General features: G+C 70.6%; 28 protein-coding genes and 1 tRNA gene. 17 read left to right on the top strand and 12 right to left on the bottom strand.

Going from position 1 to position 22061, the window contains the following annotated elements:
• The first annotated feature begins 12 nt into the window (after positions 1-12).
• From mobA to AFL01nite_RS09920, 6 genes are all read left to right on the top strand, one after another.
• Positions 13-576: a molybdenum cofactor guanylyltransferase gene (gene mobA, locus AFL01nite_RS09945; RefSeq protein WP_146827529.1), complete on the top strand. Its 564-nt coding sequence runs from the start codon at positions 13-15 to the stop codon at positions 574-576.
• A complete protein-coding gene (locus AFL01nite_RS09940) occupies positions 563-808 on the top strand; it encodes a DUF6457 domain-containing protein (RefSeq protein ID WP_146827528.1) in 246 nt (81 codons plus the stop codon). The genes mobA and AFL01nite_RS09940 overlap by 14 nt, the downstream gene beginning before the upstream one ends.
• Positions 805-1935 (top strand): molybdopterin molybdotransferase MoeA, encoded by a 1131-nt coding sequence (locus tag AFL01nite_RS09935; protein WP_146827527.1) that lies wholly within the window; start codon positions 805-807, stop codon positions 1933-1935. Before AFL01nite_RS09940 ends, AFL01nite_RS09935 begins: the two co-directional genes overlap by 4 nt.
• Before the next feature lie 18 nt (positions 1936-1953).
• Positions 1954-2295, top strand: a complete 342-nt coding sequence (gene arsC / locus AFL01nite_RS09930; protein WP_146827526.1) for an arsenate reductase (glutaredoxin) — start codon at positions 1954-1956, stop codon at positions 2293-2295.
• A 74-nt stretch (positions 2296-2369) separates the two neighbouring features.
• The gene (locus tag AFL01nite_RS09925; RefSeq protein ID WP_146827525.1) at positions 2370-3419 is read left to right on the top strand and encodes an HpcH/HpaI aldolase/citrate lyase family protein; all 1050 of its coding nucleotides are present in this window, start codon (positions 2370-2372) and stop codon (positions 3417-3419) included.
• Positions 3420-3428: 9 nt separating this feature from the next.
• On the top strand, positions 3429-4298 hold the full coding sequence (locus AFL01nite_RS09920; protein WP_146827524.1) for an HpcH/HpaI aldolase/citrate lyase family protein: 870 nt from the start codon (positions 3429-3431) through the stop codon (positions 4296-4298).
• Between the two features lie 64 nt (positions 4299-4362).
• Here AFL01nite_RS09920 and AFL01nite_RS09915 read toward each other — a convergent pair whose 3' ends face one another.
• The 4 genes from AFL01nite_RS09915 to AFL01nite_RS09900 form a co-directional block, all read right to left on the bottom strand.
• Positions 4363-4623: a hypothetical protein gene (locus AFL01nite_RS09915; protein WP_146827523.1), complete on the bottom strand. Its 261-nt coding sequence runs from the start codon at positions 4621-4623 to the stop codon at positions 4363-4365.
• A 375-nt stretch (positions 4624-4998) separates the two neighbouring features.
• The gene (locus tag AFL01nite_RS09910; RefSeq protein WP_146827522.1) at positions 4999-6117 is read right to left on the bottom strand and encodes an FUSC family protein; all 1119 of its coding nucleotides are present in this window, start codon (positions 6115-6117) and stop codon (positions 4999-5001) included.
• Positions 6114-6434, bottom strand: coding sequence for a GroES family chaperonin (locus tag AFL01nite_RS09905; RefSeq protein ID WP_146827521.1), 321 nt, complete (start codon positions 6432-6434; stop codon positions 6114-6116). The genes AFL01nite_RS09910 and AFL01nite_RS09905 overlap by 4 nt, the downstream gene beginning before the upstream one ends.
• Positions 6434-6703 (bottom strand): DUF3618 domain-containing protein, encoded by a 270-nt coding sequence (locus AFL01nite_RS09900; protein ID WP_186813893.1) that lies wholly within the window; start codon positions 6701-6703, stop codon positions 6434-6436. Before AFL01nite_RS09900 ends, AFL01nite_RS09905 begins: the two co-directional genes overlap by 1 nt.
• Before the next feature lie 46 nt (positions 6704-6749).
• On the opposite strand from AFL01nite_RS09900, the gene bcp reads away from it, so the two are divergent.
• Complete coding sequence (gene bcp / locus AFL01nite_RS09895) at positions 6750-7226, top strand: thioredoxin-dependent thiol peroxidase (protein WP_146827519.1); 477 nt, start codon at positions 6750-6752, stop codon at positions 7224-7226.
• A 35-nt stretch (positions 7227-7261) separates the two neighbouring features.
• Positions 7262-7344 (top strand) — tRNA-Leu (locus tag AFL01nite_RS09890).
• A gap of 4 nt (positions 7345-7348) precedes the next feature.
• Here AFL01nite_RS09890 and AFL01nite_RS09885 read toward each other — a convergent pair.
• Positions 7349-7786 carry a nitroreductase family deazaflavin-dependent oxidoreductase gene (locus tag AFL01nite_RS09885; protein WP_146827518.1) on the bottom strand — a complete coding sequence of 146 codons (438 nt, stop codon included), beginning with the start codon at positions 7784-7786 and terminating at the stop codon, positions 7349-7351.
• 279 nt (positions 7787-8065) lie between these two features.
• On the opposite strand from AFL01nite_RS09885, the gene AFL01nite_RS09880 reads away from it, so the two are divergent.
• The 6 genes from AFL01nite_RS09880 to AFL01nite_RS15745 all read left to right on the top strand — a co-directional run bounded on the left by AFL01nite_RS09880 (position 8066) and on the right by AFL01nite_RS15745 (position 13746).
• Positions 8066-9349 carry an ATP-binding protein gene (locus tag AFL01nite_RS09880; RefSeq protein ID WP_146827517.1) on the top strand — a complete coding sequence of 428 codons (1284 nt, stop codon included), beginning with the start codon at positions 8066-8068 and terminating at the stop codon, positions 9347-9349.
• Between the two features lie 141 nt (positions 9350-9490).
• Complete coding sequence (locus AFL01nite_RS09875) at positions 9491-9919, top strand: Fur family transcriptional regulator (RefSeq protein WP_146827516.1); 429 nt, start codon at positions 9491-9493, stop codon at positions 9917-9919.
• A 20-nt stretch (positions 9920-9939) separates the two neighbouring features.
• Positions 9940-12147 carry a catalase/peroxidase HPI gene (katG, locus tag AFL01nite_RS09870; protein ID WP_146827515.1) on the top strand — a complete coding sequence of 736 codons (2208 nt, stop codon included), beginning with the start codon at positions 9940-9942 and terminating at the stop codon, positions 12145-12147.
• A 195-nt stretch (positions 12148-12342) separates the two neighbouring features.
• A complete protein-coding gene (locus tag AFL01nite_RS09865; protein ID WP_146827514.1) occupies positions 12343-12912 on the top strand; it encodes an NYN domain-containing protein in 570 nt (189 codons plus the stop codon).
• A 2-nt stretch (positions 12913-12914) separates the two neighbouring features.
• Entirely contained in the window at positions 12915-13316 is a 402-nt protein-coding gene (locus AFL01nite_RS15750) for a sulfurtransferase (RefSeq protein ID WP_307724462.1), read from the top strand.
• A gap of 1 nt (position 13317) precedes the next feature.
• Entirely contained in the window at positions 13318-13746 is a 429-nt protein-coding gene (locus tag AFL01nite_RS15745; RefSeq protein WP_307724461.1) for a sulfurtransferase, read from the top strand.
• A gap of 5 nt (positions 13747-13751) precedes the next feature.
• Here the strand turns inward: AFL01nite_RS15745 and AFL01nite_RS09855 are convergent, their stop codons facing one another.
• The 5 genes from AFL01nite_RS09855 to AFL01nite_RS09835 all read right to left on the bottom strand — a co-directional run bounded on the left by AFL01nite_RS09855 (position 13752) and on the right by AFL01nite_RS09835 (position 17868).
• Positions 13752-14603 (bottom strand): hypothetical protein, encoded by an 852-nt coding sequence (locus AFL01nite_RS09855; protein WP_146827513.1) that lies wholly within the window; start codon positions 14601-14603, stop codon positions 13752-13754.
• A gap of 43 nt (positions 14604-14646) precedes the next feature.
• Positions 14647-15042, bottom strand: a complete 396-nt coding sequence (locus AFL01nite_RS09850) for a hypothetical protein (protein ID WP_146827512.1) — start codon at positions 15040-15042, stop codon at positions 14647-14649.
• Positions 15043-15242: 200 nt separating this feature from the next.
• Positions 15243-15914: a methionine ABC transporter permease gene (locus AFL01nite_RS09845; RefSeq protein ID WP_146827511.1), complete on the bottom strand. Its 672-nt coding sequence runs from the start codon at positions 15912-15914 to the stop codon at positions 15243-15245.
• Positions 15911-16930 carry a methionine ABC transporter ATP-binding protein gene (locus AFL01nite_RS09840; RefSeq protein WP_146827510.1) on the bottom strand — a complete coding sequence of 340 codons (1020 nt, stop codon included), beginning with the start codon at positions 16928-16930 and terminating at the stop codon, positions 15911-15913. Before AFL01nite_RS09840 ends, AFL01nite_RS09845 begins: the two co-directional genes overlap by 4 nt.
• Positions 16931-16935: 5 nt before the next feature.
• The gene (locus AFL01nite_RS09835) at positions 16936-17868 is read right to left on the bottom strand and encodes a MetQ/NlpA family ABC transporter substrate-binding protein (protein ID WP_222593484.1); all 933 of its coding nucleotides are present in this window, start codon (positions 17866-17868) and stop codon (positions 16936-16938) included.
• 150 nt (positions 17869-18018) lie between these two features.
• Between AFL01nite_RS09835 and AFL01nite_RS09830 the strand changes: the two genes are divergently transcribed.
• Genes AFL01nite_RS09830 through AFL01nite_RS09820 form a run of 3 tightly spaced genes read left to right on the top strand, consistent with a single transcriptional unit; the run spans position 18019 to position 20281 of the window.
• Entirely contained in the window at positions 18019-18480 is a 462-nt protein-coding gene (locus tag AFL01nite_RS09830; protein ID WP_146827509.1) for a tRNA (cytidine(34)-2'-O)-methyltransferase, read from the top strand.
• A gap of 41 nt (positions 18481-18521) precedes the next feature.
• On the top strand, positions 18522-19460 hold the full coding sequence (dapD, locus tag AFL01nite_RS09825; RefSeq protein ID WP_146827508.1) for a 2,3,4,5-tetrahydropyridine-2,6-dicarboxylate N-succinyltransferase: 939 nt from the start codon (positions 18522-18524) through the stop codon (positions 19458-19460).
• Entirely contained in the window at positions 19460-20281 is an 822-nt protein-coding gene (locus AFL01nite_RS09820) for a hypothetical protein (protein WP_146827507.1), read from the top strand. Before dapD ends, AFL01nite_RS09820 begins: the two co-directional genes overlap by 1 nt.
• Positions 20282-20285: 4 nt before the next feature.
• On the opposite strand, the gene AFL01nite_RS09815 is transcribed toward AFL01nite_RS09820, so the two are convergent.
• Positions 20286-21083: an ABC-2 transporter permease gene (locus tag AFL01nite_RS09815; RefSeq protein ID WP_146827506.1), complete on the bottom strand. Its 798-nt coding sequence runs from the start codon at positions 21081-21083 to the stop codon at positions 20286-20288.
• Positions 21080-22006 (bottom strand): ATP-binding cassette domain-containing protein, encoded by a 927-nt coding sequence (locus tag AFL01nite_RS09810; protein ID WP_146827505.1) that lies wholly within the window; start codon positions 22004-22006, stop codon positions 21080-21082. Before AFL01nite_RS09810 ends, AFL01nite_RS09815 begins: the two co-directional genes overlap by 4 nt.
• Positions 22007-22061: the final 55 nt, after the last annotated feature.

The following is a 22061-nucleotide window of genomic DNA, read 5'->3' as shown; positions in this document are numbered from 1 at the left end:
CACGATGGGCGCATGCCCCCGTTCCACGCGATCGTGCTGGCGGGCGGACGCGCCAGCCGGCTCGGCGGTGCGGACAAGCTGCTGGTCCGGGTGGGTGGTCGCACCCTGCTGGGACTGGCCGTGGCCGCGGTCGAGCAGGCCGGGCGGGTGGTGGTCGTGGGGCCTCGGCGCGACGAGCCGCTCCCCCGCGACGTGACGTGGGTGCGCGAGGACCCGCCGTTCTCCGGGCCCGCCCACGCCGTGGCGGCCGGGCTCGACGCCCTCGAGGCCGCGGCCGACGACCGGATCCTCGTCCTGGCCGGCGACCTGGTCCACCCCGATCTCGTGGTCGAGGCGCTGCTGGCCGGACCGGGCCACCGCGTCGGCGTCGACCCGGACGGTCACCGCCAGTGGGGCTGCAGCGTCGTCCGTGCCGCCGACCTCGCGGCCTCGATCGCCGCGACCGACACCACCGGCGCGCCCCTCCGGGCGCTCATCGGCCCCCTCGACCCGACCGAGGTGCCCCTGGGCGCCGTCGCCGTCGCCGACCTCGACACCCCCGACGACCTGAAGGAGCACGCCGATGGCCACCGATGAGATCCTCGACCGCTGGTGGCAGGCGCTCTGCGCCGAGCTGGGCATCGCGCCCGACGCCGACCCCGAGGCGCTGCTCGACCTGGCCGGCACCGCCGCCCATGCGATCGTGCGTCCGGCCGCGCCGCTGACGACGTTCCTCGTGGGCTACGCCGCCGGTCGCGCCGGCGCCGACGCGGCGGGGATCACCGATCTCGTCGAGCGGGCCGACGCGGCCGCCGAGGACTTCGGGTGAGCGATGTCCCCTGGGGCGAGGCACGTCGGCTTGCTCGTGCCGCCGTGGCGCCCGGCGAGCTGATCACCGTCCGGCTCGGCGAGGCCCTCGGGTGCACCGCCGCCGACGACCTGCTCGCGCTCGGACCGGTCCCCCACGCGGTCACCTCCGCCATGGACGGGTGGGCCGTCGCCGGCGCCGGGCCGTGGCTCGTCGACGAGTCCGACGGTCCGCTGGAACCCGGCCGCGCCCGCGCGATCGTCACCGGCGGCGTCCCGCCGGAGGGCACCGCCGCGGTGCTGCCGACCGAGCGGGGCGAGGTGTCGGGCGACCGACTGCACGGCGAGGCTCCCCCACCCGGCTGGCACCTGCGACCCGCCGGCGAGGAGGCGGCCCCGGGCGACGTCATCGTGACCGCCGGCTCGGTGCTGACGCCGGCCCGGCTGGCCGTCCTGGCCACCACCGGCCACGACCAGGTCGCCGTCCGGCGCGCGCCGTTGGTGCACCTGCTCGTGACCGGCGACGAGCTCGTCGCGTCGGGCGTGCCGCAGCCCGGGCAGGTGCGCGACGTGATGACCCCGATGCTGCCGCCGCTGCTGACCGCCCTCGGCGTTCGGATCGCCCACGTCGACCGTGTCCCGGACGATCCGCGCGCCGTCGCCCGGGCGGCCGAGGCCGGCGACGTCGACCTCGTCATCAGCGCCGGCGGCACGGGCCGATCGTCCGCCGACCCGATCGACGGAGCCTGGGCCGCTCTCGACGCGGACGTCCGGTTCCGCGGCGTCGACATGCGCCCCGGCCACCCGGTCTCGCTCGCCGTGCTTCCCGACGGCCGCCCGTGGCTGGCGCTGCCCGGTAACCCGCTCGCCGCCGTGATGACCACGCTGTCCCTCGTCCCGGCCCTGGTGGCCGGGCACACCGGCGGCGTGCCGGCCGATCCGGCGATCGCGATCGCGGCGGCCACCTTCGCCGGGCGCGCGGGCACCACGCTCGTCCCCGCGATCCACACGCCCGCCGGCGTGGTGCCCGCCGGCACCAGCCGCCCGCACATGCTCCGCGGACTGGCCGACGCCGAGGTCGTCGCGATCGTCCCCGACGGCGGCATCGAGCCCGGGTCACCCGTCGGCGTCCTGCCGCGGGTCTGGTGAGTCGATACCGTGGGGTCCGTGGACGCCACCATCTACCACCACCCGCGCTGCTCGACCTCGCGCAAGGCGCTCGACCGGCTCCGTGAGTCCGGCTCCGAGCCGACGGTCGTGAGGTACCTGGACGAGGGCTGGACGCAGGACCAGTTGCGCCGGCTGTTCGCCGCGGCCGGTCTGACCCCCGCCGAGGCGGCGCGCAAGCGCGACCCGCTCTACGCCGAGCTCGGGATCGCCGACGCCACCGACGACGAGATCCTCGCCGCGATGGTGGCCCATCCCGTGCTGGTCGAGCGGCCCTTCGTCGTCACCGCGAAGGGCACGCGGCTGGCGCGCCCGCTCGACTCCCTCGACGAGATCCTCTGACGGCCCCGCCGAGCCCCCTCCGGCCCGGCGCGCCATACTGTCCCCGACCCTGAACCCCACGGAAGAGAGTCCCCGTGCGCAACCCTCGAGCCTTCCTGCGTCCGCTCGCCGTCGGCGCCCCGAAGCCCAGCTCCGACGTCCCATTCCGTCCGAGCCGGATGATCCACTTCTTCGATCCGAGCAACGAGAAGATGGCGGCCAAGGTGCCGGACATCGCGATGAAGGTCGACATCATCCTGGGCAACCTCGAGGACGCGGTGAAGACCGAGAAGAAGGAGGCCGCACGCCAGGGCCTGGTCGACATCGCGAAGGCGACCGACTTCGGCGACACGCAGCTGTGGACCCGCGTCAACAGCCTCGACTCGCCGTGGGTGCTCGACGACATCGTCACCCTCGTCACCGAGATCGGCGACAAGCTCGACGTCATCATGGTGCCGAAGGTCGAGGGGCCCCAGGACATCCACTACGTCGACCGCCTGCTGGCCCAGCTCGAGGCCCGCGCCGGCCTCGACCGCCAGATCCTCGTGCACGCGATCCTCGAGACCGCCGAGGGCGTCGCCAACGTCGAGGAGATCGCCGCGGCCAGCCCGCGCATGCAGGGCATCAGCCTCGGCCCGGCCGATCTCGCCGCCAGCCGCCGCATGAAGACCACCCGCGTCGGCGGCGGTCACCCGGGCTACCTGGTCCGCCAGGACCCCACCGGCGAGGACCTCACCGCCGGCCGCGCCACGTACCAGCAGGACCTGTGGCACTACACGATCTCGCGCATGGTCGACGCCTGCGCGATGAACGACATCCTGCCGTTCTACGGGCCGTTCGGTGACATCAAGGACGTCGTCGCGTGCGAGGACCAGTTCCGCAACGCGTTCCTGCTGGGCTGCGTCGGCGCGTGGAGCCTGCACCCGGTGCAGATCGACATCGCCAAGAAGGTCTTCTCCCCCAGCCCCGAGGACGTGGCGCACGCCAAGCGCGTCGTCGAGGCCATGGGCGACGGCTCGGGCGCCGTCATGATCGACGGCAAGATGGAGGACGACGCGTCCTGCAAGCAGTGCCTCGTCATGCTCGACCTGGCCAAGTCCCTCGCCGAGCGCGACCCCGAGCTGGCCGCGGCCTACGACCTCTGAGGACCTGACATGACCGACATCCGTCCCCGCCGCTCCGTCCTCTACATGCCCGGCGCCAACGAGCGCGCGCTGGAGAAGGCCAAGAGCATCGACGCCGACGCGTTGATCCTCGACCTCGAGGACTCCGTCTCGCCCGACGCCAAGGACGCCGGCCGCGCCAACGTGTGCGCCGCCGTCACCTCCGGTGAGTACGGGCACCGCGAGCTGGCCATCCGGGTCAACTCGATCGGCACGCAGTGGCACGACGACGACGTCGCCGCCGCCGCGAAGGCCGGTCCCGATGCGATCCTCGTGCCGAAGGTCGAGTCGGCCCAGCAGGTGCTCGACCTGGTCGCCGCGATGGAGGCGGCCGGCGCGCCCGAGTCCACCCAGCTGTGGGCCATGATCGAGACGCCGAAGGCGCTGTTGCACGCCGAGGAGATCGCCGCGGCGCACGAGCGCCTGACCGTGATCGTCATGGGCACGAACGACATCGTCAACGAGACGTACGGGCTGCACGTCCCCGGTCGCAACGCGCTGGTCCTGAACGCCCTGTCGTGGACGCTGCTGGCGGTGCGCGCCGCGGGCAAGGTCGTCATCGACGGCGTCTACAACGACGTCAAGGACGCCGAAGGCTTCGCGGCCGAGGCGCGCCAGGGCCGCGAGATGGGCTTCGACGGCAAGACCCTCATCCACCCCTCGCAGGTCGAGCCGGCCAACGCGACGTTCGCCCCGAGCGACGCCGACGTCGAGCGGGCCGAGGGCATGATCGCCGCCTTCGACGAGGCCGCCGCCGAGGGCAAGGGCGTGGCCACGTTCAACGGCAAGATGATCGAGGAGCTGCACATCCGCGACGCCAAGCGGATCCTCGCCTACGCCGAGGCGCTGCAGAACCGCTGACGCATCGCCGATGCGCGCGAGGCGCGTACCGGGACCTCCGTCCCGGTACGCGCCTCGCGCTCGTTCAGCGGTTGGCGCGAACGCCCCACAGCTGGCTGTGCACCGCGCGCACGTGGGCCTGCGCCCGGCGTCGCTGCTTGATCCGTTCCAGGACCACGAGACGATCGAGGTCGGCGCGCTGCTGCGGCTTGATGCCGAAGTCGAACAAGGACATGGTCTTCACCTCCTCTCCCGTGGTCGCCTCCGCGTGGTGGAGTCCCTCGTTCGGGACTGTCGTCGGGGCAGTGGTGTTCGCGGGCATGAGATCGGTGAGTGTCGTGGTCATGACGCGCCTCCTTCCTGATTCGTCGGTGGGGTGGGTAGATCGGACAAAAGAAGAGCCGCTCCGGACGAGCGTCCGAAGCGGCTGGTGATACGGGTCGATGAGGATCGACTAGGTCAGCAACACGACGGAGGCGCGCCCGTGGGCGAACGTGGGGTCGAAGACGTTCTTCACGGGGCTCACCTCCTGGTGTGTGCGACGTCACTTCAGGAGAAGCGACTCGTCGACGGTAGTGGACTCAGTCCGGCGGTGTCGAGGGGTGATCGTCCACGTCGTCCGATTCCCGCTGGTCGGGCATGTCGCGGTCGGGCCGCACGAGTGCGGCGAGACGCCGTCTGAGCTCCTCCAACCGGTGTCGTGGCTCCATGTCGTCCTCCGTCACTCGATGTCGAGCAGGTCGTCCAGCGCGGTGCGGGGCACACCACCGGCCATGAGCAGGTCGGCGGCCAGTGACCGCACCTGGGCGGCGATCGAGGCGGTGTTGACGGTGAGTCGGTCGGCCATCGCGTGCATGGCGAGGTCGGAGGCCTCCACGAGCCGCTCGTTCGCGCGCTCGAGCTCGACGGCGGAGGAGAACTCGTCGGCGTAGATCCGCAGCGCCGCCACGAGGGTCTCGACAGCGTCGGTCAACCGGGCCGGGGCGCGCTCGCCGTGCCGGAGCATCGAGGCCACGCGCCGAGCCAGCACGCGCGCGTCGCGCAAGGCGTTGTCGAGGTCGTTGACGCTGCCGGCGTACCGCTCGACGTCGGCACGCTGGTGCCAGCGCAGCGGTGCCAGCCGCACGATCTCGCTGACGTTCGCGGCGGTCGAGTGCAGCGACTCGATGATCGGCTGGGCGTCGCGCGCCTCCGCCAGGGCCGAGTCGGCCAACGTCGCGTCGTCGGTGCGCATGGCCTCGGCGACGTGGCCCAGCACGCGCGTGAGGCCCTCGAGGAGCTTCTGCAGGCTCTCGTCGATGTCCCGCATGGTGTTGCGCGGCAGCAGCAGCATCATCACGAACCCGCACAGGCCGCCGATCAGGGCGTCCGTGAAGCGGGTGACGGCGGGGTTGGCGGCCCCGGCGAGCGGCACGACCGCGGCCAGGAGCACCCCGGAGTTGATGGCCTGGGTCAGCGCCATGCCGGTGAGGTTGAACAGCATCGCGACCACGGCGGTCAACGACGCGACGAGCGCCATCTGCCAGCCGCCACGGCCGATCGCGAGGATGAGCAGCTCGCCGACGAGCACCCCGAAGGCGACGCCCAGGATGAGCTCGAAGATCACCCGCTGGCGGCGGCCCGCGCCGGCCATCATGGTGATGACGGCGGCGATCGGGGCGAAGAACGCCTGCGTGTGGCCGAAGGCGTAGGTGGCGATGGCGAACGCGCCACCGGTGGCGACGGCCAGCCGCAGCAGCAGCCGCCAGCTGCGACGGACCCGGGCCAACCGGTCCTGCAGCGAGACGTCGGAGCGCGGCAGGCGCAACCGGCGGAACGGGGGCCGGTCGCCGATGGTCACAGGTAGAGGCCGGTCTGGCCCTCGTCGATGCGCTCGGAGGCGACGGCGTGCACGTCGCGCTCACGCAGCAGGATGAAGCTCTCGCCCCGGACCTCGACCTCGGCGCGGTCCTCCGGATCGAACAGGACCCGGTCGCCGACCTCGACGGTGCGCACCTGCGAGCCGACCGCCTCGACCCGGGCCCACGACAGGCGCCGGCCCATCGCCGCCGTGGCGGGGATGACGATCCCGCCGGACGAGCGGCGGTCGCCAGCCTCCTGGTCGAGGGCGACCAGGAGCCGGTCGTGCAGCATCCGGATCGGGAGCTTGCCGTCCATCACTTCAAGAGCCGGCGCAACACCGCGAGTCCGACGATCGTGCCGACCGTGCCGACGACGACCGGGACGATGTGCTCGAAACGGGGGCCGGTCTGCTCGTCGACGAAGTAGTCCTTGACGCGCTGGACCTGTCGCTTGGCCACGTTGCCGGGCTTGACGCGATCGACCAGCTCGTCGACGTTGCCGCTGAGCCGGGTCAGGAGAACTTCGAGCTCGTCGACGATCTCGTCGTCAGACGCCTGGGCGGGGTCAGACTTTCCTCGTGCCACGGGAGTCCTCTCGATCGGTGCGGGGTGCCTTGTCAGGATAGTGCCCATGACGACCCGACTGCAGCCCGGCGATCCGGCCCCCGACTTCACGCTCCCCACCGACGACGGTCGCGAGGTCACGCTCTCGGACCTGCGCGGCCAGCGCGTGATCGTCTATTTCTACCCGGCTGCGATGACCCCGGGCTGCACGAAGCAGGCCTGCGACTTCAGCGACTCGATCGACCGCCTCCAGGCCGAGGGACTCACGGTGCTGGGCATCAGCCCCGACCAGCCGGAGAAGCTGGCAAAATTCCGCGAGCGCGACGGCCTCGGCATCACGCTGCTGTCCGACCCCGGGAAGGAGGTCCTGACGGCGTACGGCGCGTTCGGCGAGAAGAAGCTCTACGGCAAGCTCGTCCAGGGCGTCATCCGCTCGACGTTCGTCATCGACGCCGAGGGCAAGGTCGAGTTGGCGCAGTACAACGTCAAGGCCACCGGACACGTCGCCAAGCTGCGCCGCGACCTGGGTCTCGGCGCCGCCTGACTCGCCCGGCACGGCGGCCCTATCCTTGGTCCGTTGCCGGTGTGGCGGAACGGTAGACGCGCCAGGTTTAGGTCCTGGTGTCCTCACGGGCGTGCAGGTTCAAGTCCTGTCACCGGCACGCGTCAGGCCATCGGCTCCAGCACGAAGACCGGGATCTTCCGATCGGTCTTCTTCTGGTACTCGGCGTAGTCGGGCCAGACTGCGACGGAGCGCTGCCACCACGTCTCGTACTCGTCGCCCTCCAGCTCGCGCGCTCGGTAGTCCTTGCGCTCGGCGCCGTCCTGCAGCTCGACGTGCGCGTCGGCCTTGAGGTTCCAGTACCAGTTGGGCTGCGACGGGTGCCCGCCCTTGGACGCGACGACGGCGTAGTCGCCGTCGTGCTCGACCCGCATCAGCGCGGTCTTGCGCAGCTTGCCCGACTTCGCGCCGACGCTGGTCAGCACGATGATCGGCACGCCCTGCAGCGTGTTGGCCTCCTGGCCGTTCGTGGCCTCGTAGGTCTCGGCCTGGGTCCGGGCCCACTCGGACGTGCTCGGCTCGTACTCTCCGGTCAGCGGCATGGCGTCTCCTTCTGGTTCGCGGAGTTCCAGCCAACCACGCGAAGCGAACAGCGGCTGAGCCTCTCTGGTGAGTGGCCCGCACGGCACGGGACCCGCAGGGATGTTCACCTACCGGCAGCAGGACGATCACCATGAAGAAGACCAAGGAGAAGAAACAAGCCGCAAACGTTGGAACACTCAAGAAACGCAGTGAGCGAACCTTAAATAACGCAGTCTGAGATACTCAAAAAACGCAGTAAGGGCCCCCAAGAAACGCAATTCGCATGCTAGCCTCGCTGCATGACGGGACTGCACAAGCGGATGGCCGAACGACGCCTGAGCCGCCTACTTGAGAGTCTCGTTCTCGAGGAGCCAGTGATAGCACTTCACGGGCCCCGATCCGTCGGCAAGTCGACGGTCCTCAATCAATTTGCAGCAAGCCGTGGTGTCCAAGTGATCGATCTGGACGACCCAGCGACAAGAGACGCGGTCCTCGCCAACGTCAGTCTCGCCGTGGCAGGTGACAGTCCTATCTGCCTGGACGAGTACCAGCACGTTCCGGACGTGCTGGACGCGTTGAAATCAAGGCTCAACAGGGAGGGCGCGCTACCTGGTACGGCCGTGCTCACAGGGTCCACCCGTCAGGACGCGCTCCCAAGAACCGCGCAGGCTCTCACCGGCCGACTGCACAACATGACGATCTGGCCGCTGTCGCAAGGTGAGATTGCAGGCGTTACGGAGAACCTGCTTCAAGCACTGAAGAACGACGCCGCGAACGCCGTGGCAGCTCACCCCACCTCGACTACACCTCGGACCGCCTACGTCGACAGAGTCTGTGCGGGCGGTTTTCCTCTCGCCCTCCGAAGGAGTGCCGGCTCAGCGCGGAACCGATGGTTCGACGACTATGTGAAGCAGTCCGTCGAGCGCGACGCCATCGAGCTCTCGCGGATACGGGAGCGCCAGGTGCTGAGTCAGCTCTTGTCTCGGCTCGCCGCGCACACCGGTCAGCTGCTGGTCCTCACGAAGGTCGGGGACGGGCTTTCTGCCACTCGGAACACACTCGAATCGCACACGCGACTGCTCGAAGACCTCTTCCTTCTGGAGCGGCTGCCGGCATGGGGCAAGACGTTGAAGGCTCGGAGCGTCGCAACGCCGAAGGTGCACATGGTCGATTCCGGCGTGGCAGCGCGCCTCATGCGGGTCAGTCCGGAAAAACTGGCCGGACTCGACGCGACAGCACTCACCGAGTTCGGCAACTTGCTGGAAACGTTCGTCGTCGGGGAACTCCGAAAGCAGGCGTCGTGGCTCGACGAACCAGTCACCCTCGGCCATTGGCGCACGCATGACGGCGACGAAGTCGACTACGTGGTGGAGTTCGAAGATGGACGCGTGGTCGCCTTCGAGGTGAAAGCCAACGAACGCATCCAGGAAAAGGACCGCCGGGGGCTGCGCAAGTTGCGTGACCTTCTCGGCGATCGCTTCATTGCTGGAGTCGTGTTCAGCACTGGCAATCGTTCATATTCAACCGACGATGAGCGCATCCATGTGCTCCCGGTGGACCGACTCTGGAACCCCGTGCCGTGAGGCTGCTCGCGCGGACCCAGAGTCAACATCTCGTCTTGCACGTTGGGCGGCGTGGCACCGACGGCCCGAGTTCGTTGCTCGTGCTAGAGCGCCACAACGCTTTTTCTTGATTGATTCAAGAAAAGCCACTACGGTGAAGGCATGCCCCTCTCCCCCAGCCTCGAGCAGTCGCTGCGCGACGCCGGGCTGCGGGTCACCCGCCAGCGCACCGCCGTCCTGCACGCGGTCACCGAACGCCCGCACTCCGACACCGCGGCCATCATCGACCAGGCGCGCGAGACGATCCCCGACCTGTCCCACCAGGCCGTGTACGACTCCCTGCGCGCCCTCACCGAGGCCGGCGTCGTGCGCTGCATCGAGCCGGCCGGGTCCGCGGCGCGGTACGAGACCCGCACCGGCGACAACCACCACCACCTGGTGTGCCGCTCCTGCGGCCGGATCGTCGACATCGACTGCGCCGTCGGCGCGGCCCCCTGCCTCACGCCCGCTCAGGACCACGGCTTCGTCATCGACGAGGCCGAGGTCGTCTTCTGGGGCCTGTGCCCCACCTGCGCCACCCCGAGCTCCTGAACTCCCCTGAAAGGACCTGCATGTCTGACAAGAACCACGACGACGCGATCCTCGCCGAGGTCAATGACCCCGACGAGGCCAAGGGCAAGTGCCCGGTCATCCACGACCAGCTGCCCCAGCCGACGGCGGGTGACCCCAACCGCAAGTGGTGGCCCGAGCGCCTGAACCTGAGCATCCTGGCCAAGAACGCGCCGGCCCGGAACCCGATGGGCGAGGACTACGACTACCGCCAGGAGTTCCTGACGCTCGACCTCGACGCGGTCAAGGCCGACATCGCCGCCGTCCTGACCGACTCCAAGGACTGGTGGCCCGCCGACTTCGGCAACTACGGCCCCCTGATGATCCGCATGGCCTGGCACGGCGCGGGCACCTACCGCGTCACCGACGGCCGTGGCGGCGCGGGCACGGGCCAGCAGCGCTTCGCCCCCCTCAACTCCTGGCCGGACAACGTCAACCTCGACAAGGCCCGCCGCCTGCTGTGGCCCGTCAAGCAGAAGTACGGCCGCAAGATCAGCTGGGCCGACCTGATGGTCCTCACCGGCAACGTCGCGCTCGAGACCATGGGCTTCGAGACCTTCGGCTTCGCCGGCGGCCGCGAGGACGACTGGGAGGCCGACCAGGAGGTCTACTGGGGCCGCGAGACCACGTGGCTCGGCGACGAGCACCGCTACTCCGGCGACCGTGACCTCGAGAGCCCGCTCGCCGCGGTGCAGATGGGTCTGATCTACGTCAACCCCGAGGGCCCGGCCGGTCACCCCGACCCGCTCGCCTCGGCGCGCGACATCCGCGAGACGTTCGGCCGCATGGCGATGAACGACGAGGAAACCGTCGCGCTGATCGCCGGCGGCCACACCTTCGGCAAGACGCACGGTGCTGCCGAGGCCGATCACCTCCAGCCCGAGCCCGAGGGCGCGCCCATCGAGCAGATGGGCCTGGGCTGGAAGAACACGCACGGCACCGGCCACGGCGCCGACACCATCACGTCCGGCATCGAGGTCACCTGGACCTACCACCCGACGCGTTGGGACAACGAGTTCTTCCACATCCTGTTCGCCTACGACTGGGAGCTCTTCACGTCCCCGGCCGGCGCGCACCAGTGGCGTCCCGTCAACGGCATGGGCGAGGACATGGTGCCCGAGGCGCACGGCTCCGGCCGTCGCGAGCCCCGCATGCTCACGTCGGACATCGCTCTGCGTGAGGATCCCGCCTACCGCGAGGTCTCGCTGCGGTTCAAGAACGATCCGCAGGCGTTCGCCGACGCGTTCGCCCGCGCCTGGTTCAAGCTGACGCACCGCGACATGGGCCCGAAGGCGCGCTACCTCGGACCCGAGGCGCCCGCCGAGGACCTGCTCTGGCAGGACCCGCTGCCGGCGTGGGAGGGCGAGGTCATCGGCGACGCCGACGTGGCCGCGCTCAAGGCGAAGGTCCTCGAGACCAGCCTGACCGTCTCCGAGCTGGTCTCCACCGCCTGGGCGGCCGCGTCGTCCTTCCGTGGCAGCGACAAGCGCGGCGGCCTCAACGGCGCCCGCATCCGCCTCGCCCCGCAGAACGGGTGGGCGGTCAACAACCCGGCGCAGCTCGCGAAGGTCATCGCGGTCCTGCAGGGTGTCGCCGACGACTACGACAAGGCCGTGTCCCTGGCTGACGTCATCGCGATCGCCGGTGCCGCGGCGGTCGAGAAGGCCGCCCGCGACGGCGGCGTCGAGATCACGGTGCCCGTCTCGGTGGGGCGCGTCGACGCCTCGGCCGAGCAGACCGACGTCCAGTCGTTCGCGTACCTCGAGCCCCGTCACGACGGCTTCCGGAACTACGAGGGCAAGGAGGGCATGCCGGCCGAGTACGAGCTCATCGACCGGGCCAACCTGCTGACCCTGACCGCTCCGGAGACGACCGTCCTCGTCGGCGGCCTGCGGGTGCTGGGCGCCAACCACGACGGCTCGGACCTCGGTGTCCTCACCGACCGGGTCGGCGCGCTGACGAACGACTACTTCGTCAACCTGCTCGACATCGACACCGAGTGGACCGCGACGGACGCGTCGAGCACGCGCTTCGCCACGAAGGACGGCCGCTGGACCGGCACCCGTGCCGACCTGGTGTTCGGCTCGAACTCCGAGCTGCGCGCCGTGGCCGAGGTCTACGCCAGTGACGACGCGAAGGAGAAGTTCGTGCAGGACTTCGTCGCGGCCTGGACCAAGGTCATGGACCTGGACCGGTTCGACCTGCGCTGAGCCGCACCGCACCACACGACGCCCCCGGGTCCCGACCCGGGGGCGTCGTCCGTCTTCCCCCACCGCCGCGCCCCCTCCCACTTTTGGAACTGGATTCACGTCGTCCGACCGGATTCAGGTGAAACCGTTTCCAAAAGTGGAGGTCGGTGCGTCGGTCGCGACGAGCGGACCGCCCGAGCCGCGTAAGGTCGAGCCGTGAACGACAGCGCCCCCGGAACCTTGACGTACCTGCTGGTCGACGGCGAGAACATCGACGCCACCCTCGGCATGTCGATCCTGGGTCGCCGCCCGCAGCCGCAGGAGCGCCCGCGGTGGGACCGCCTGCTGCGCTTCGCCGAGCAGGTCTGGGACCAGCCCGTCCAGGGCCTGTTCTTCCTGGCGGTCGACACCGACCTGCCGATGCCGTTCGTGCAGGCCCTGACGTCGATCGGCTACCGCCCGATCCCGCTGTCGGGCGCGTCCGACCAGAAGGTCGTCGACCTGGCCATCCAGCGCACGCTGGAGGAGATCGCCCGCCGCGAGGCCGACGTCATGCTGGCCAGCAACGACGGCGACTTCGTCCCGCAGGTCGAGGCATTGGTCAGCGGGTCCCGCCGCGTGGCGGTGCTGGGCTTCGAGGAGTTCCGCAACTCGCGCTTCGCGGCGCTGGTGCCCCGCGGCCTGGAGTGCTTCGACCTCGAGCACGACGTCGACGCCTTCACCGTGCCGCTGCCGCGGATCAAGATCATCCCGATCGACGAGTTCGACCCGAACGACTTCCTCTGACCATGGTGCTGGTCGACGTCGACGAGCTCGCCGCCGCGCTGGACTCCGACCACCCGCCGGTGGTGCTCGACGTCCGCTGGACCCTCGGTGGACCGTCCGGCGACGCCGCCCACCGGGCGGGTCACGTGCCCGGTGCGGTGTTCGTGCCGCTCGACACCGAGCTCGCCGCCCATGGGGAGCCGGCGGACGGACGCCACCTGCTCCCGTCTCCGGCCGACCTGCAGCGCGCGGCGCGCCGGTGGGGCGTGCACGACGACTCCTCCGTCGTGGTCTACGACGACAACGGCAACCTCGCCGCCGCGCGTGCGTGGTGGCTGCTGCGCTGGGCGGGCTTCACGGACGTGCACCTCCTGGACGGCGCTGGCGGCGTGGGTCGCGAGCGGTCGCGCCCTGGAGACAGGTGACGTGGCTCCGGCCGCGGGATCGGTCACCCTGTCGGCGGGGGCGCTCCCGGTCCTGGCGCTCGACGACGTCGTCGAGTTCGCGGCGTCGGGCGTGCTGCTCGACGCCCGCGCCGGTGAGCGCTACCGCGGCGAGGTCGAGCCGATCGACCCCAAGGCCGGCCACATCCCGGGCGCGCACAGCGCGCCCACCACGGAGAACCTCGCCCCGGACGGGCGCTTCCGCTCCCCCGCCGAGCTGCGGGAGCGCTTCGCCTCCCTCGGCGCCGACGGCTCACGACCCGTCGCGGCGTACTGCGGCTCGGGCGTCACCGCCGCCCACGAGGTCGCGGCGCTCGCGATCGCGGGCGTCGACGCCGCGCTCTACCCGGGCTCGTGGTCGCAATGGAGCAACCTCGACCTGCCGGTCGCGACGGGCCCGACGGCCCGCTGACCCGGTCAGGCCGCGTCGGCCTCACAGCGCTTCGCCAGCTTCTCGTCGATCGGCTTGGCCTTGCCGCCCAACGGCTTGGTCGTGACTCTGGTCGACGTCACCACCTTCGCGAACCGGCGCAGGCTCTTCGTGGCCGCGGCGACGTCGTCTTCGGGCAAGAACGCGTCGTCGAGCGCCATCGCGCACTCGTCGACACCGAAGCTCTGCCACCCGTAGCCGAAACCGAACTGGCCGCCGGGGCCCGGCCCGGTCGTCATGGAGTGCGACCGGATGACGCCCACCACCCGCTCCGCGCCGTCCTTCGCCGTGACCGGGTAGGCCGCGCGCGTCTGGAGCGTCACGGTGACCACCTCGATCCCGCTCTTCTGGTCGGTCTCCATGGTCCGCTTCCAGGCCCACGTCACGCGCGGGTCGCCCACGTCCTGCACGTCCGGGTGGAACACGGAGGCGGCGGACAACCGGGGCGTGAGCTGGTCCTGGAAGCCCTTCTCGAGCCGGTACGTGATGTCGAAGTTCTTGATCGCGTCGCCGACGGCGCCGATCGGGTTCTCGGACTCGCGGACCTGCCGGCTGAACGCCGAGGCCTGGCCCCAGCTGCGGAGCGCGTAGACCATCGAGTGGTAGTTCTCGGCGTCGAACCCGGCGGGGGCCTTCGGCCAGTCGGATGAGATCGCGTTCGTCGCCGGGACCTGGTCCAGGCCGATCGACGCGAACGTGATCGCGGGCGCCGCGGACTCCTTCGGCACTGCCGCCTTCTCCTTCGAGCCCTCCCCGGCACAGGCGGTGAGGAGCACGGCCAGGACCAGGAGACCGACGACGCGCAGCGGATGGGCGCCAAAGCGGGAGGAGATCAGCACCGAAGCAGTATCGCGACGCCCGCGACCGATGTCACATCGAACGTCAGGCGGCCTCGGCGGACGACGCCACCCGGGCGCCCCGGACCAGCTCTTCCCAGCCCGGGCGACCGAACAGGTCGATCTCGACCTCCCAGGACCCGCGCGCGGTGCCGCTCACGGCGAACTCCGGACCGACCAGCACGGTGTCGTCCGACCCGTCGGCCGGATCGGTGACGTCGAGCCACCGCGGCCGGCCCGGGACCGTCAGCACCGCGTCGTGCAGCGGCAGCAGCACGCAGTGACCGGCCTCGCCGGTGCGGGCGTCGACGACCTCGGCGCGGCGACTGGTGCCCACCTGTTGGGAGATCGCCGAGACGACGTAGACGGTCGCCCCGTCGCCCGGAGCGATCAGGTCACCGGCTCGCAACTGCGAGACGGGCCGGCGGATCGGCTCGGTCATGACGGTCACCTCCATCCCTCCATGCGTCGGCGCGGACCTCCAGTCACTCATGAGCCTCGGACACTTTCCCGCCGTCTCACGATGCGACCCCAGTGGCCGCGCGGCGAGATGTGTAGCGCTTCCCACTCGATTCTGGGCAGATCCCACCGAAGGAGGTGGGTACCGCTACAGATCTCGTCCGCGGACGCGGAACTCCGCCATCACCGCCGCAGGACCCGGCGCGCGGCGGTGTTGCCGAGGAACTGTCCCACCTGGACGAACGCCACGATGATCAGCACGACGGTCCACGTGACCACGGTGTCGAACTGGCGGTAGCCGTACTGGAGGGCGAAGTTGCCCAGCCCGCCGGCGCCGATCGCGCCGGCGATCGCGCTCATGTCGACGATCGCGACGAAGGCGAACGTGTAGCCCAGGATCAGCGGGCCGAGGGCCTCCGGCACCACGACCGTCGTGAGGATCCGCAGCCGGCTCGCGCCCATCGACCGCGCCGCCTCGATGACGCCGGAGTCGACCGTCACGAGGTTCTGCTCGACGATGCGCCCGATGCCGAACATCGCCGCCAGCGTCATCGCGAAGATGATCGCCTTGTTGCCGATGCCGATGCCCACCACGAGCCGGGCCAGCGGCTGGACCGTGGCGATGAAGATGACGAACGGGATCGGCCGGAAGAAGTTGACGACCAGGTTCAGCAGCGTGAACGCCACCCGGTTCGCGAACAGCCCGCCGGCGCGGGTGGCGTAGAGGGCCAGGCCCACGCCCAGGCCCAGGACGCCGCCGATCGCGACCGTGATCGCGACCATGTAGGCGGTCTCCCACGTCGCCGTCCCGATGAGCGACCACAGCTCGGGCAGGTTGGTGTCCTGGCTGATCATGCGAGCACCTCCACGCCCTCGAGGCGGCCGACCTCGGCCACCGCGTCGTCCACTCCCTCGCCGCGCACCGCCAGGGTCACGTGGCCGAACACCGCCGGGCCGACCCGGTTCACGCCGCCCTGGACGACCTCGACGGACAGGCCGCGCGTCGCCAGCGCCGCGAACACGTCGGACTGGCTCGTGCGGCCCTCCACGTCGACGACGATCAGCCGCCCCGCGAACTGGCGGCGCAGCGCCTCGAGCTCGGCACCCTGGGGCACCTCCTCGACCAGCGTGCTGACGAACCGCCGGGTCACGGCCTCGCGCGGGCGGGCGAAGAGGTCGATGACCGGACCGCTCTCGACGATCCGGCCCTGCTCCATGACGCTCACCCGATGGGCGAGCGTGCGGACCACGTCCATCTCGTGCGTGATGACGATGATGGTGATGCCCAGCTCCTCGTTGACCTTGCGGAGCAGACCCAGCACCTCACGCGTGGTGTCGGGGTCCAGGGCGCTCGTGGACTCGTCGGCGAGCAGGATCGACGGGTTCGTCGCGAGTGCCCGGGCGATGCCCACCCGCTGCTTCTGGCCACCCGAGAGCTGCTCGGGGTAGGCGTGCGCCTTGTCGGCGAGACCGACGAAGTGCAGCAGTTCGGAGATGCGCCGCTGGCGGTCGGCGTCGCCGACTCCCGCCAGCCGCAGCGGGAACTCCAGGTTCCCCCACACGGTGCGCGACCGCATGAGGTTGAACTGCTGGAAGATCATCCCGATCCCCTGCCGCACGCGCCGCAGGTCCCGCTCCCCCAGCTGGTCGAGCCGCGTGCCGTCCACCGTGACGCTGCCGGACGTCGGCTGCTCCAACGCGTTGACGAGTCGCACCAGGGTGGACTTGCCCGCGCCGGAGTAGCCGACGATCGCGTGGATCTCGCCGGCCTCGACGTCGAGGTCGACGCCCCGGATCGCCTCGATCGGCGCGCCTCCGCGCTTCGTGGGCGCGAACGTCTTGTGGACGTCCCGCAGCTCGACCAGTGCCATGGCGATCAGCCCCGGTCGCGCGTGTCCGCCTCGACCTCGGCCAGCGAGGCCTGAAGGTCGGCGGCGGGGGTCTTCAACAGCTCGGCGGTGCCGCCCGCGACCTCCTGGACGCCGTCCTGGACGGCCTTGCTGTCCTGGAAGATCTCGATCAGCTTGGCGTAGGTCGCGTTGTCCTTGTCCTCGGCGCGGACGGCGAAGACGTTGACGTACGGCAGGGCCTTCGGGTCGGTGGCGTCGTCCTGCGCGATGGCGTCCTCGAACTTCAGGCCCGCCTTCGTGACGAAGTCGTTGTTGACGATCGCGGCGGCCACGTCGGGCAGCGAGGTGGGCGTCAGGTCGGCCTTGATGGCCTTGACCTTCACCTTGGAGGCGTCGGTGTCGACGTCGGCGATGGTCGAGAAGATCGAGCCGCCGTCCTTGAGCTTGATCAGGCCGGCCGACTGCAGGATGAGCAGGCCGCGGGCCTGGTTGCTGTCGTCGTCGGGCACGACGACCGTGTCGCCCTGCTTGATCTCGTCGACCGAGTCGACCTTCTGCGAGTACAGGCCCAGCGGGTAGATCGCGGTCGAGCCCACCGGCACGAGGTCCTGCTTGTTCGCGACGTTGTACTCGGCGAGGTAGACGATGTGCTGGAACTGGTTGATGTCGATCTCGCCCTCGGTCAGTGCCGGATTGGGCTGCGGGTAGTCCGCGAAGTCGACGACCTCGAGGTCGATGCCCTCCTTCTCGGCCTCCTCCTGGAGCGTCTTCCAGTACGGGTCGCTCGCGCCCACCGTGCCGAGCTTGACCTTGGTCAGCCCCTCGGCCGCGTCGTCACCGCCACGGGAGACGGCGAAGGCGATGAGGGCCGCCACGACGACCAGTACGGCGACGGCGAGCGCGATCGCGCGGCCGCGCTTCTTGGGGGCCTCGATGAGGGGGGAGTTCGAGTCGGACACGGTGGTTCCTTTCGTGGTGCGTGAGCCCCGTCCTCGTGAGAGGGGCGACGATCACCGTAGGCAGGTCCCACGCGCCCCTCCGGCCACGTCTCACCTGTCAGGAACGGACGTCGGCACCGGCGCGGAAGTGCTACCGCCTACGCTGATGCGGTGTTCCGGATCCTGTTCTTCGAGCCGCGCATCGCCGGCAACACCGGGAACGCGATCCGGCTGGCGGCGGCGACCGGGTCGCACCTGCACCTGGTGGATCCGCTCTTCGACTTCGAGGACAGCAAGCTCCGCCGGGCCGGCCTGGACTATCACGACCTCGCCGTCGTCACGGTGCACGAGACGCTCGAGGACGCGTACGCCGCGCTGCTGCCGGCGCGCGTGTTCGCCTTCACCACCGCGGCCACCACGGCGTACACCGACGTCGCCTACGAGCCCGGGGACGTGCTGCTGTTCGGCCCCGAGCCGACGGGCCTGCCGGCCGAGGTCATCGCCGACGAGCGCGTCACCGACTCGCTGCGGCTGCCGATGCTCACCGGACGGCGCTCCATGAACCTGGCCAACTGCGCCTCGATCGCGGTCTACGAGGCGTGGCGCCAGCACGGGTTCGCCGGCGGCGTCTGACGCCTGGCGGAGGCCCACACCCTCCTCGATAGCCTTGGGTCATGAGCGACCCCCGATCCGCCCACGCCTGGGGCCTGGCCACCGTCACGCCCGAGGGCACCGTCCTGGACGTCTGGTACCCCGAGCCCCTGCTGGGCCCGGCTCCCGAGACGACGACCGAGCCGAGCGACCTGGTCGCTGCGGCCCGCGAGGACCGGATCCGGGGGGTCGAGACCCGCGTCATCCACACCGAGATCGCCGACCTCGACGCGGCGCCGACGGACGCCTACGACCTCTACCTGCGCCTGCACCTGCTGTCGCACCGGCTCGTCCAGCCGCACGGCCAGAGCCTCGACGGCATCTTCGGCCTGCTGAGCAACGTGGTCTGGACGACCATCGGCCCGTGCGCGGTCGACGGCTTCGAGGGCGTGCGCGCCCGCGCCCGCGCCGCCGGCCTGACCGTCGCGGTCACGAGCGTCGACAAGTTCCCGCGCATGACCGACTACGTCGTGCCCTCCGGCGTCCGCATCGGCGACGCCGACCGCGTGCGACTGGGCGCGCACCTCGCCGAGGGCACCACCGTGATGCACGAGGGCTTCGTGAACTTCAACGCAGGCACGCTCGGCCACGCGATGGTCGAGGGCCGGATCTCGGCCGGCGTGGTCGTGGGCGACGGCTCCGACGTCGGTGGCGGCGCCTCGATCATGGGCACGCTCTCCGGCGGCGGCAAGGAGGTCGTCCGGGTGGGCGCGGGCTGCCTGATCGGCGCCAACGCCGGCATCGGCATCTCCCTGGGCGACGACTGCGTCGTGGCGGCCGGCACCTACGTGACCGCCGGCTCCAAGGTGACGCTGCCGGACGGCACGGTCGTCAAGGCTGCCGACCTCTCGGGCTCCGACGGCATCCTGTTCCTGACCAACAGCCAGACCGGCGCGCTCGAGGCCCGTCCGCGCGGCGGTCGCTCCGGCGTCGAGCTCAACGCCGACCTCCACGCCAACTGATGCGCTGGGTCGTCGCCACCGTCGTCGCGACGGTGGCGCTCGTGCTCGTCGTCTTCAAGATCTTCGAGACCGGGATCGACAACACCGGCTTCTGCCTCGCCCGCGTCGGCGACCGCACCGTCGAGGTCGACGTCGAGCAGGCGAAGTGGGCGTCGCTGATGGCGGCGGACGCCCAGCAGCGCGGCCTGCCGCCGCGCGCGACGACGATCGCCATCGCGACGGCGTACCAGGAGTCGAAGATCCGCAACATCGACTACGGCGACCGTGACTCCGTCGGCCTGTTCCAGCAGCGCCCGTCGCAGGGCTGGGGCACCGTCGAGCAGATCCTCGACCCGCGCTACTCGATCGGGCGGTTCTACGACGCGCTGGTGAAGATCGACGACTACGAGTCGATGGAGATCACCGAGGCCGCGCAGGCGGTGCAGCGCTCGGCGTTCCCCAGCGCCTACGCCGACCACGAGGCCGACGCCCGGGTGCTGGCCTCGGCGCTGCGCGGCTACTCCCCCGGGGCGTTCGCCTGCGCCACCGACCCCAAGGCCGGGTCGACGTCGGCCGATCTCGAGACCTACCTCGACCAGGCGTGGGGACGCGTGCGCGTGGACTCCGACCCGTCGTCCGGCCAGCACGCCATCGCACTGACCGGCAAGGACATCGGCACCCGCGGGTGGGCGCTGGCGCAGTTCCTCGTGGCGAACTCGACCGAGTACCGGATCGCCGAGGTCACGTTCGACGACATGCGCTGGGAAGCCGGCCAGGACGAGCCCGGCTGGCGTCCCACCGAGGACGCCAGCCGGACCGAGGTGCGCTTCGTGCGCCGCTGAGGGCTCAGCCGACGTCGCGACGCAGGGTCACGAAACGGCCGATCAGCAAGAACACGACGACGTAGGCCAGCAGCACGGCCGCGCCTGCTCCGCGCGAGAGCAGGTCGGTGGCCGTGTCCTGGGCGAAGAAGCTGGCGCCGAGCATGGCGTCGGCCGCCGCGCCGGGCAGGTACTTCGCCACCTCGGACGTGGCGTCCCAGGCACCGAGCGCCACGCGGGCGATCGGCTCGACGAACTGCGTGAACGCGAGGATCACGATGATGGCCGCCACCTGGTTGGTCAGGACGCTGCCGATCGCCGTGCCGAGGACGGCCCAGATGGTCATGACCAGCACGGACATGCCCAGCAGCTCCACGACGCTCTGGGCGCCGAGGTACGCGCCGTCGCCGCGCCACGCCAGGATGGGTGCCGAGCCCGCCACCGTCGAGGCCGTCCCGATGACGCCGTAGACGAAGCCCACCACGACCGCGGCGACCAGCTTGGCACCCAGGAGGATCCACCGGTTCGGCTGCGCCAGCAGCGACGCGGTGATCGTCTTGTGCCGGAACTCGCCCGTGAACAGCAGGCTGCCCACGATCAGCGGGAAGACGTAGCCGATCGGGCTGGTGAGCGAGTAGATGACGCGTGCCAGCTCCTCGCCGTCCTCGATGGGCGCGCCGCTCATGCCCTCCATCTCGACGGTGAACGAGAACGCCATCACGGCGCCGATGAAGATGAGGTAGGCCACGAGCACCAGGGCCAGCAGCCACCACAGGCGGGTCGAGAAGAGCTTGCGCAGCTCGGCCTTGATCGCGGTGCTCATGCCGCCACCCCGCCTCGGGACGCCGGGGCGTCGGGACTCGAGGTGAGGCGCAGGAAGACGTCCTCGAGGCCGACCCCCACGTCGGCCAGCTGGTGCACCTCGAGGCCGGCACCGAAGGCGGCGGCGCCGATCGTGGTCGCAGGCACGTCGAGGATGTCGACGCCCCCCGCGACCGGCTCGGTGCGCCAACCCTTCTCGGCGGCCAGCGCGGCGATCCGCTCGCGCTCGGGTCCGGCCAACCGCACGCGCGACTCGACCAGCGCGTGCAGGCCCTGCAGCGGCGAGGCGTGGACGAGGCGGCCCTGCGCGATGATGACGACGTCGTCCACCGTGTGCTGCACCTCGTTGAGGACGTGGCTCGAGACCAGCACGGTGCGGCCCTCGTCGGCGAACGCGCGGAGCAGGTGGCGCAGCCACACGATGCCCTGCGGGTCCAGCCCGTTGGCCGGCTCGTCGAGCAGGATCACGTCCGGGTCGCCCAGCAGCGCGTGGGCCAGGCCGAGGCGCTGGCGCATGCCCATCGAGTACCCGCCGACGCGCCGCTTGGCCGCATCGGTCATGCCGACCAGCTCGAGCAGCTCGTGGCACCGCGCGTCGGTGGCGCCCACCTGGGGGGCGTAGACCCGCAGGTGGTCCAGGCCCGTGCGGCCGGGGTGGAAGCTCGAGGCCTCCAGCGCGGCACCCACGACGGACGCGGGACGCTTGATGTCCGCGTACCGCTTGCCGCCGATCAGCGCGCTCCCGCCGGTGGGCTTCACGAGCCCGAGCAGCATGCGCAGCGTGGTGGTCTTGCCGGCACCGTTGGGGCCGAGGAATCCGGTCACCGCGCCAGGACGGACGGTGAAGCTCAGGTCGTCGACGGCCTTGACGGAACCGAACTGTTTGGACAGGTGATCGACGGTGATGTCGGTCTCAGTTCGCATGCCCCGACCCTAACGAAGCGCCGCCCCCGCTCGGCGAGTGGCGCAAACCGGGGTC

Origin of the sequence: Aeromicrobium flavum (assembly GCF_007992115.1) — a bacterium.
In the GTDB taxonomy this organism is placed as follows: domain Bacteria; phylum Actinomycetota; class Actinomycetes; order Propionibacteriales; family Nocardioidaceae; genus Aeromicrobium; species Aeromicrobium flavum.
This window is presented reverse-complemented; position numbering and strand designations above follow the sequence as displayed.

Coding starts and splice junctions, on each gene's coding strand:
- AFL01nite_RS15750 (WP_307724462.1), top strand. CDS start 12,915: ATGGTGCTGGTCGACGTCGACGAGCTCGCCGCCGCGCTGGACTCCGAC.
- AFL01nite_RS09880 (WP_146827517.1), top strand. CDS start 8,066: ATGACGGGACTGCACAAGCGGATGGCCGAACGACGCCTGAGCCGCCTA.
- AFL01nite_RS09940 (WP_146827528.1), top strand. CDS start 563: ATGGCCACCGATGAGATCCTCGACCGCTGGTGGCAGGCGCTCTGCGCC.
- AFL01nite_RS09875 (WP_146827516.1), top strand. CDS start 9,491: ATGCCCCTCTCCCCCAGCCTCGAGCAGTCGCTGCGCGACGCCGGGCTG.
- AFL01nite_RS09915 (WP_146827523.1), bottom strand. CDS start 4,623: ATGACCACGACACTCACCGATCTCATGCCCGCGAACACCACTGCCCCG.
- AFL01nite_RS09905 (WP_146827521.1), bottom strand. CDS start 6,434: ATGGACGGCAAGCTCCCGATCCGGATGCTGCACGACCGGCTCCTGGTC.
- mobA (WP_146827529.1), top strand. CDS start 13: ATGCCCCCGTTCCACGCGATCGTGCTGGCGGGCGGACGCGCCAGCCGG.
- AFL01nite_RS09850 (WP_146827512.1), bottom strand. CDS start 15,042: ATGACCGAGCCGATCCGCCGGCCCGTCTCGCAGTTGCGAGCCGGTGAC.
- AFL01nite_RS09810 (WP_146827505.1), bottom strand. CDS start 22,006: ATGCGAACTGAGACCGACATCACCGTCGATCACCTGTCCAAACAGTTC.
- AFL01nite_RS09840 (WP_146827510.1), bottom strand. CDS start 16,930: ATGGCACTGGTCGAGCTGCGGGACGTCCACAAGACGTTCGCGCCCACG.
- AFL01nite_RS09845 (WP_146827511.1), bottom strand. CDS start 15,914: ATGATCAGCCAGGACACCAACCTGCCCGAGCTGTGGTCGCTCATCGGG.
- AFL01nite_RS09885 (WP_146827518.1), bottom strand. CDS start 7,786: ATGCCGCTGACCGGAGAGTACGAGCCGAGCACGTCCGAGTGGGCCCGG.
- bcp (WP_146827519.1), top strand. CDS start 6,750: ATGACGACCCGACTGCAGCCCGGCGATCCGGCCCCCGACTTCACGCTC.
- katG (WP_146827515.1), top strand. CDS start 9,940: ATGTCTGACAAGAACCACGACGACGCGATCCTCGCCGAGGTCAATGAC.
- dapD (WP_146827508.1), top strand. CDS start 18,522: ATGAGCGACCCCCGATCCGCCCACGCCTGGGGCCTGGCCACCGTCACG.
- AFL01nite_RS09820 (WP_146827507.1), top strand. CDS start 19,460: ATGCGCTGGGTCGTCGCCACCGTCGTCGCGACGGTGGCGCTCGTGCTC.
- AFL01nite_RS09920 (WP_146827524.1), top strand. CDS start 3,429: ATGACCGACATCCGTCCCCGCCGCTCCGTCCTCTACATGCCCGGCGCC.
- AFL01nite_RS09815 (WP_146827506.1), bottom strand. CDS start 21,083: ATGAGCACCGCGATCAAGGCCGAGCTGCGCAAGCTCTTCTCGACCCGC.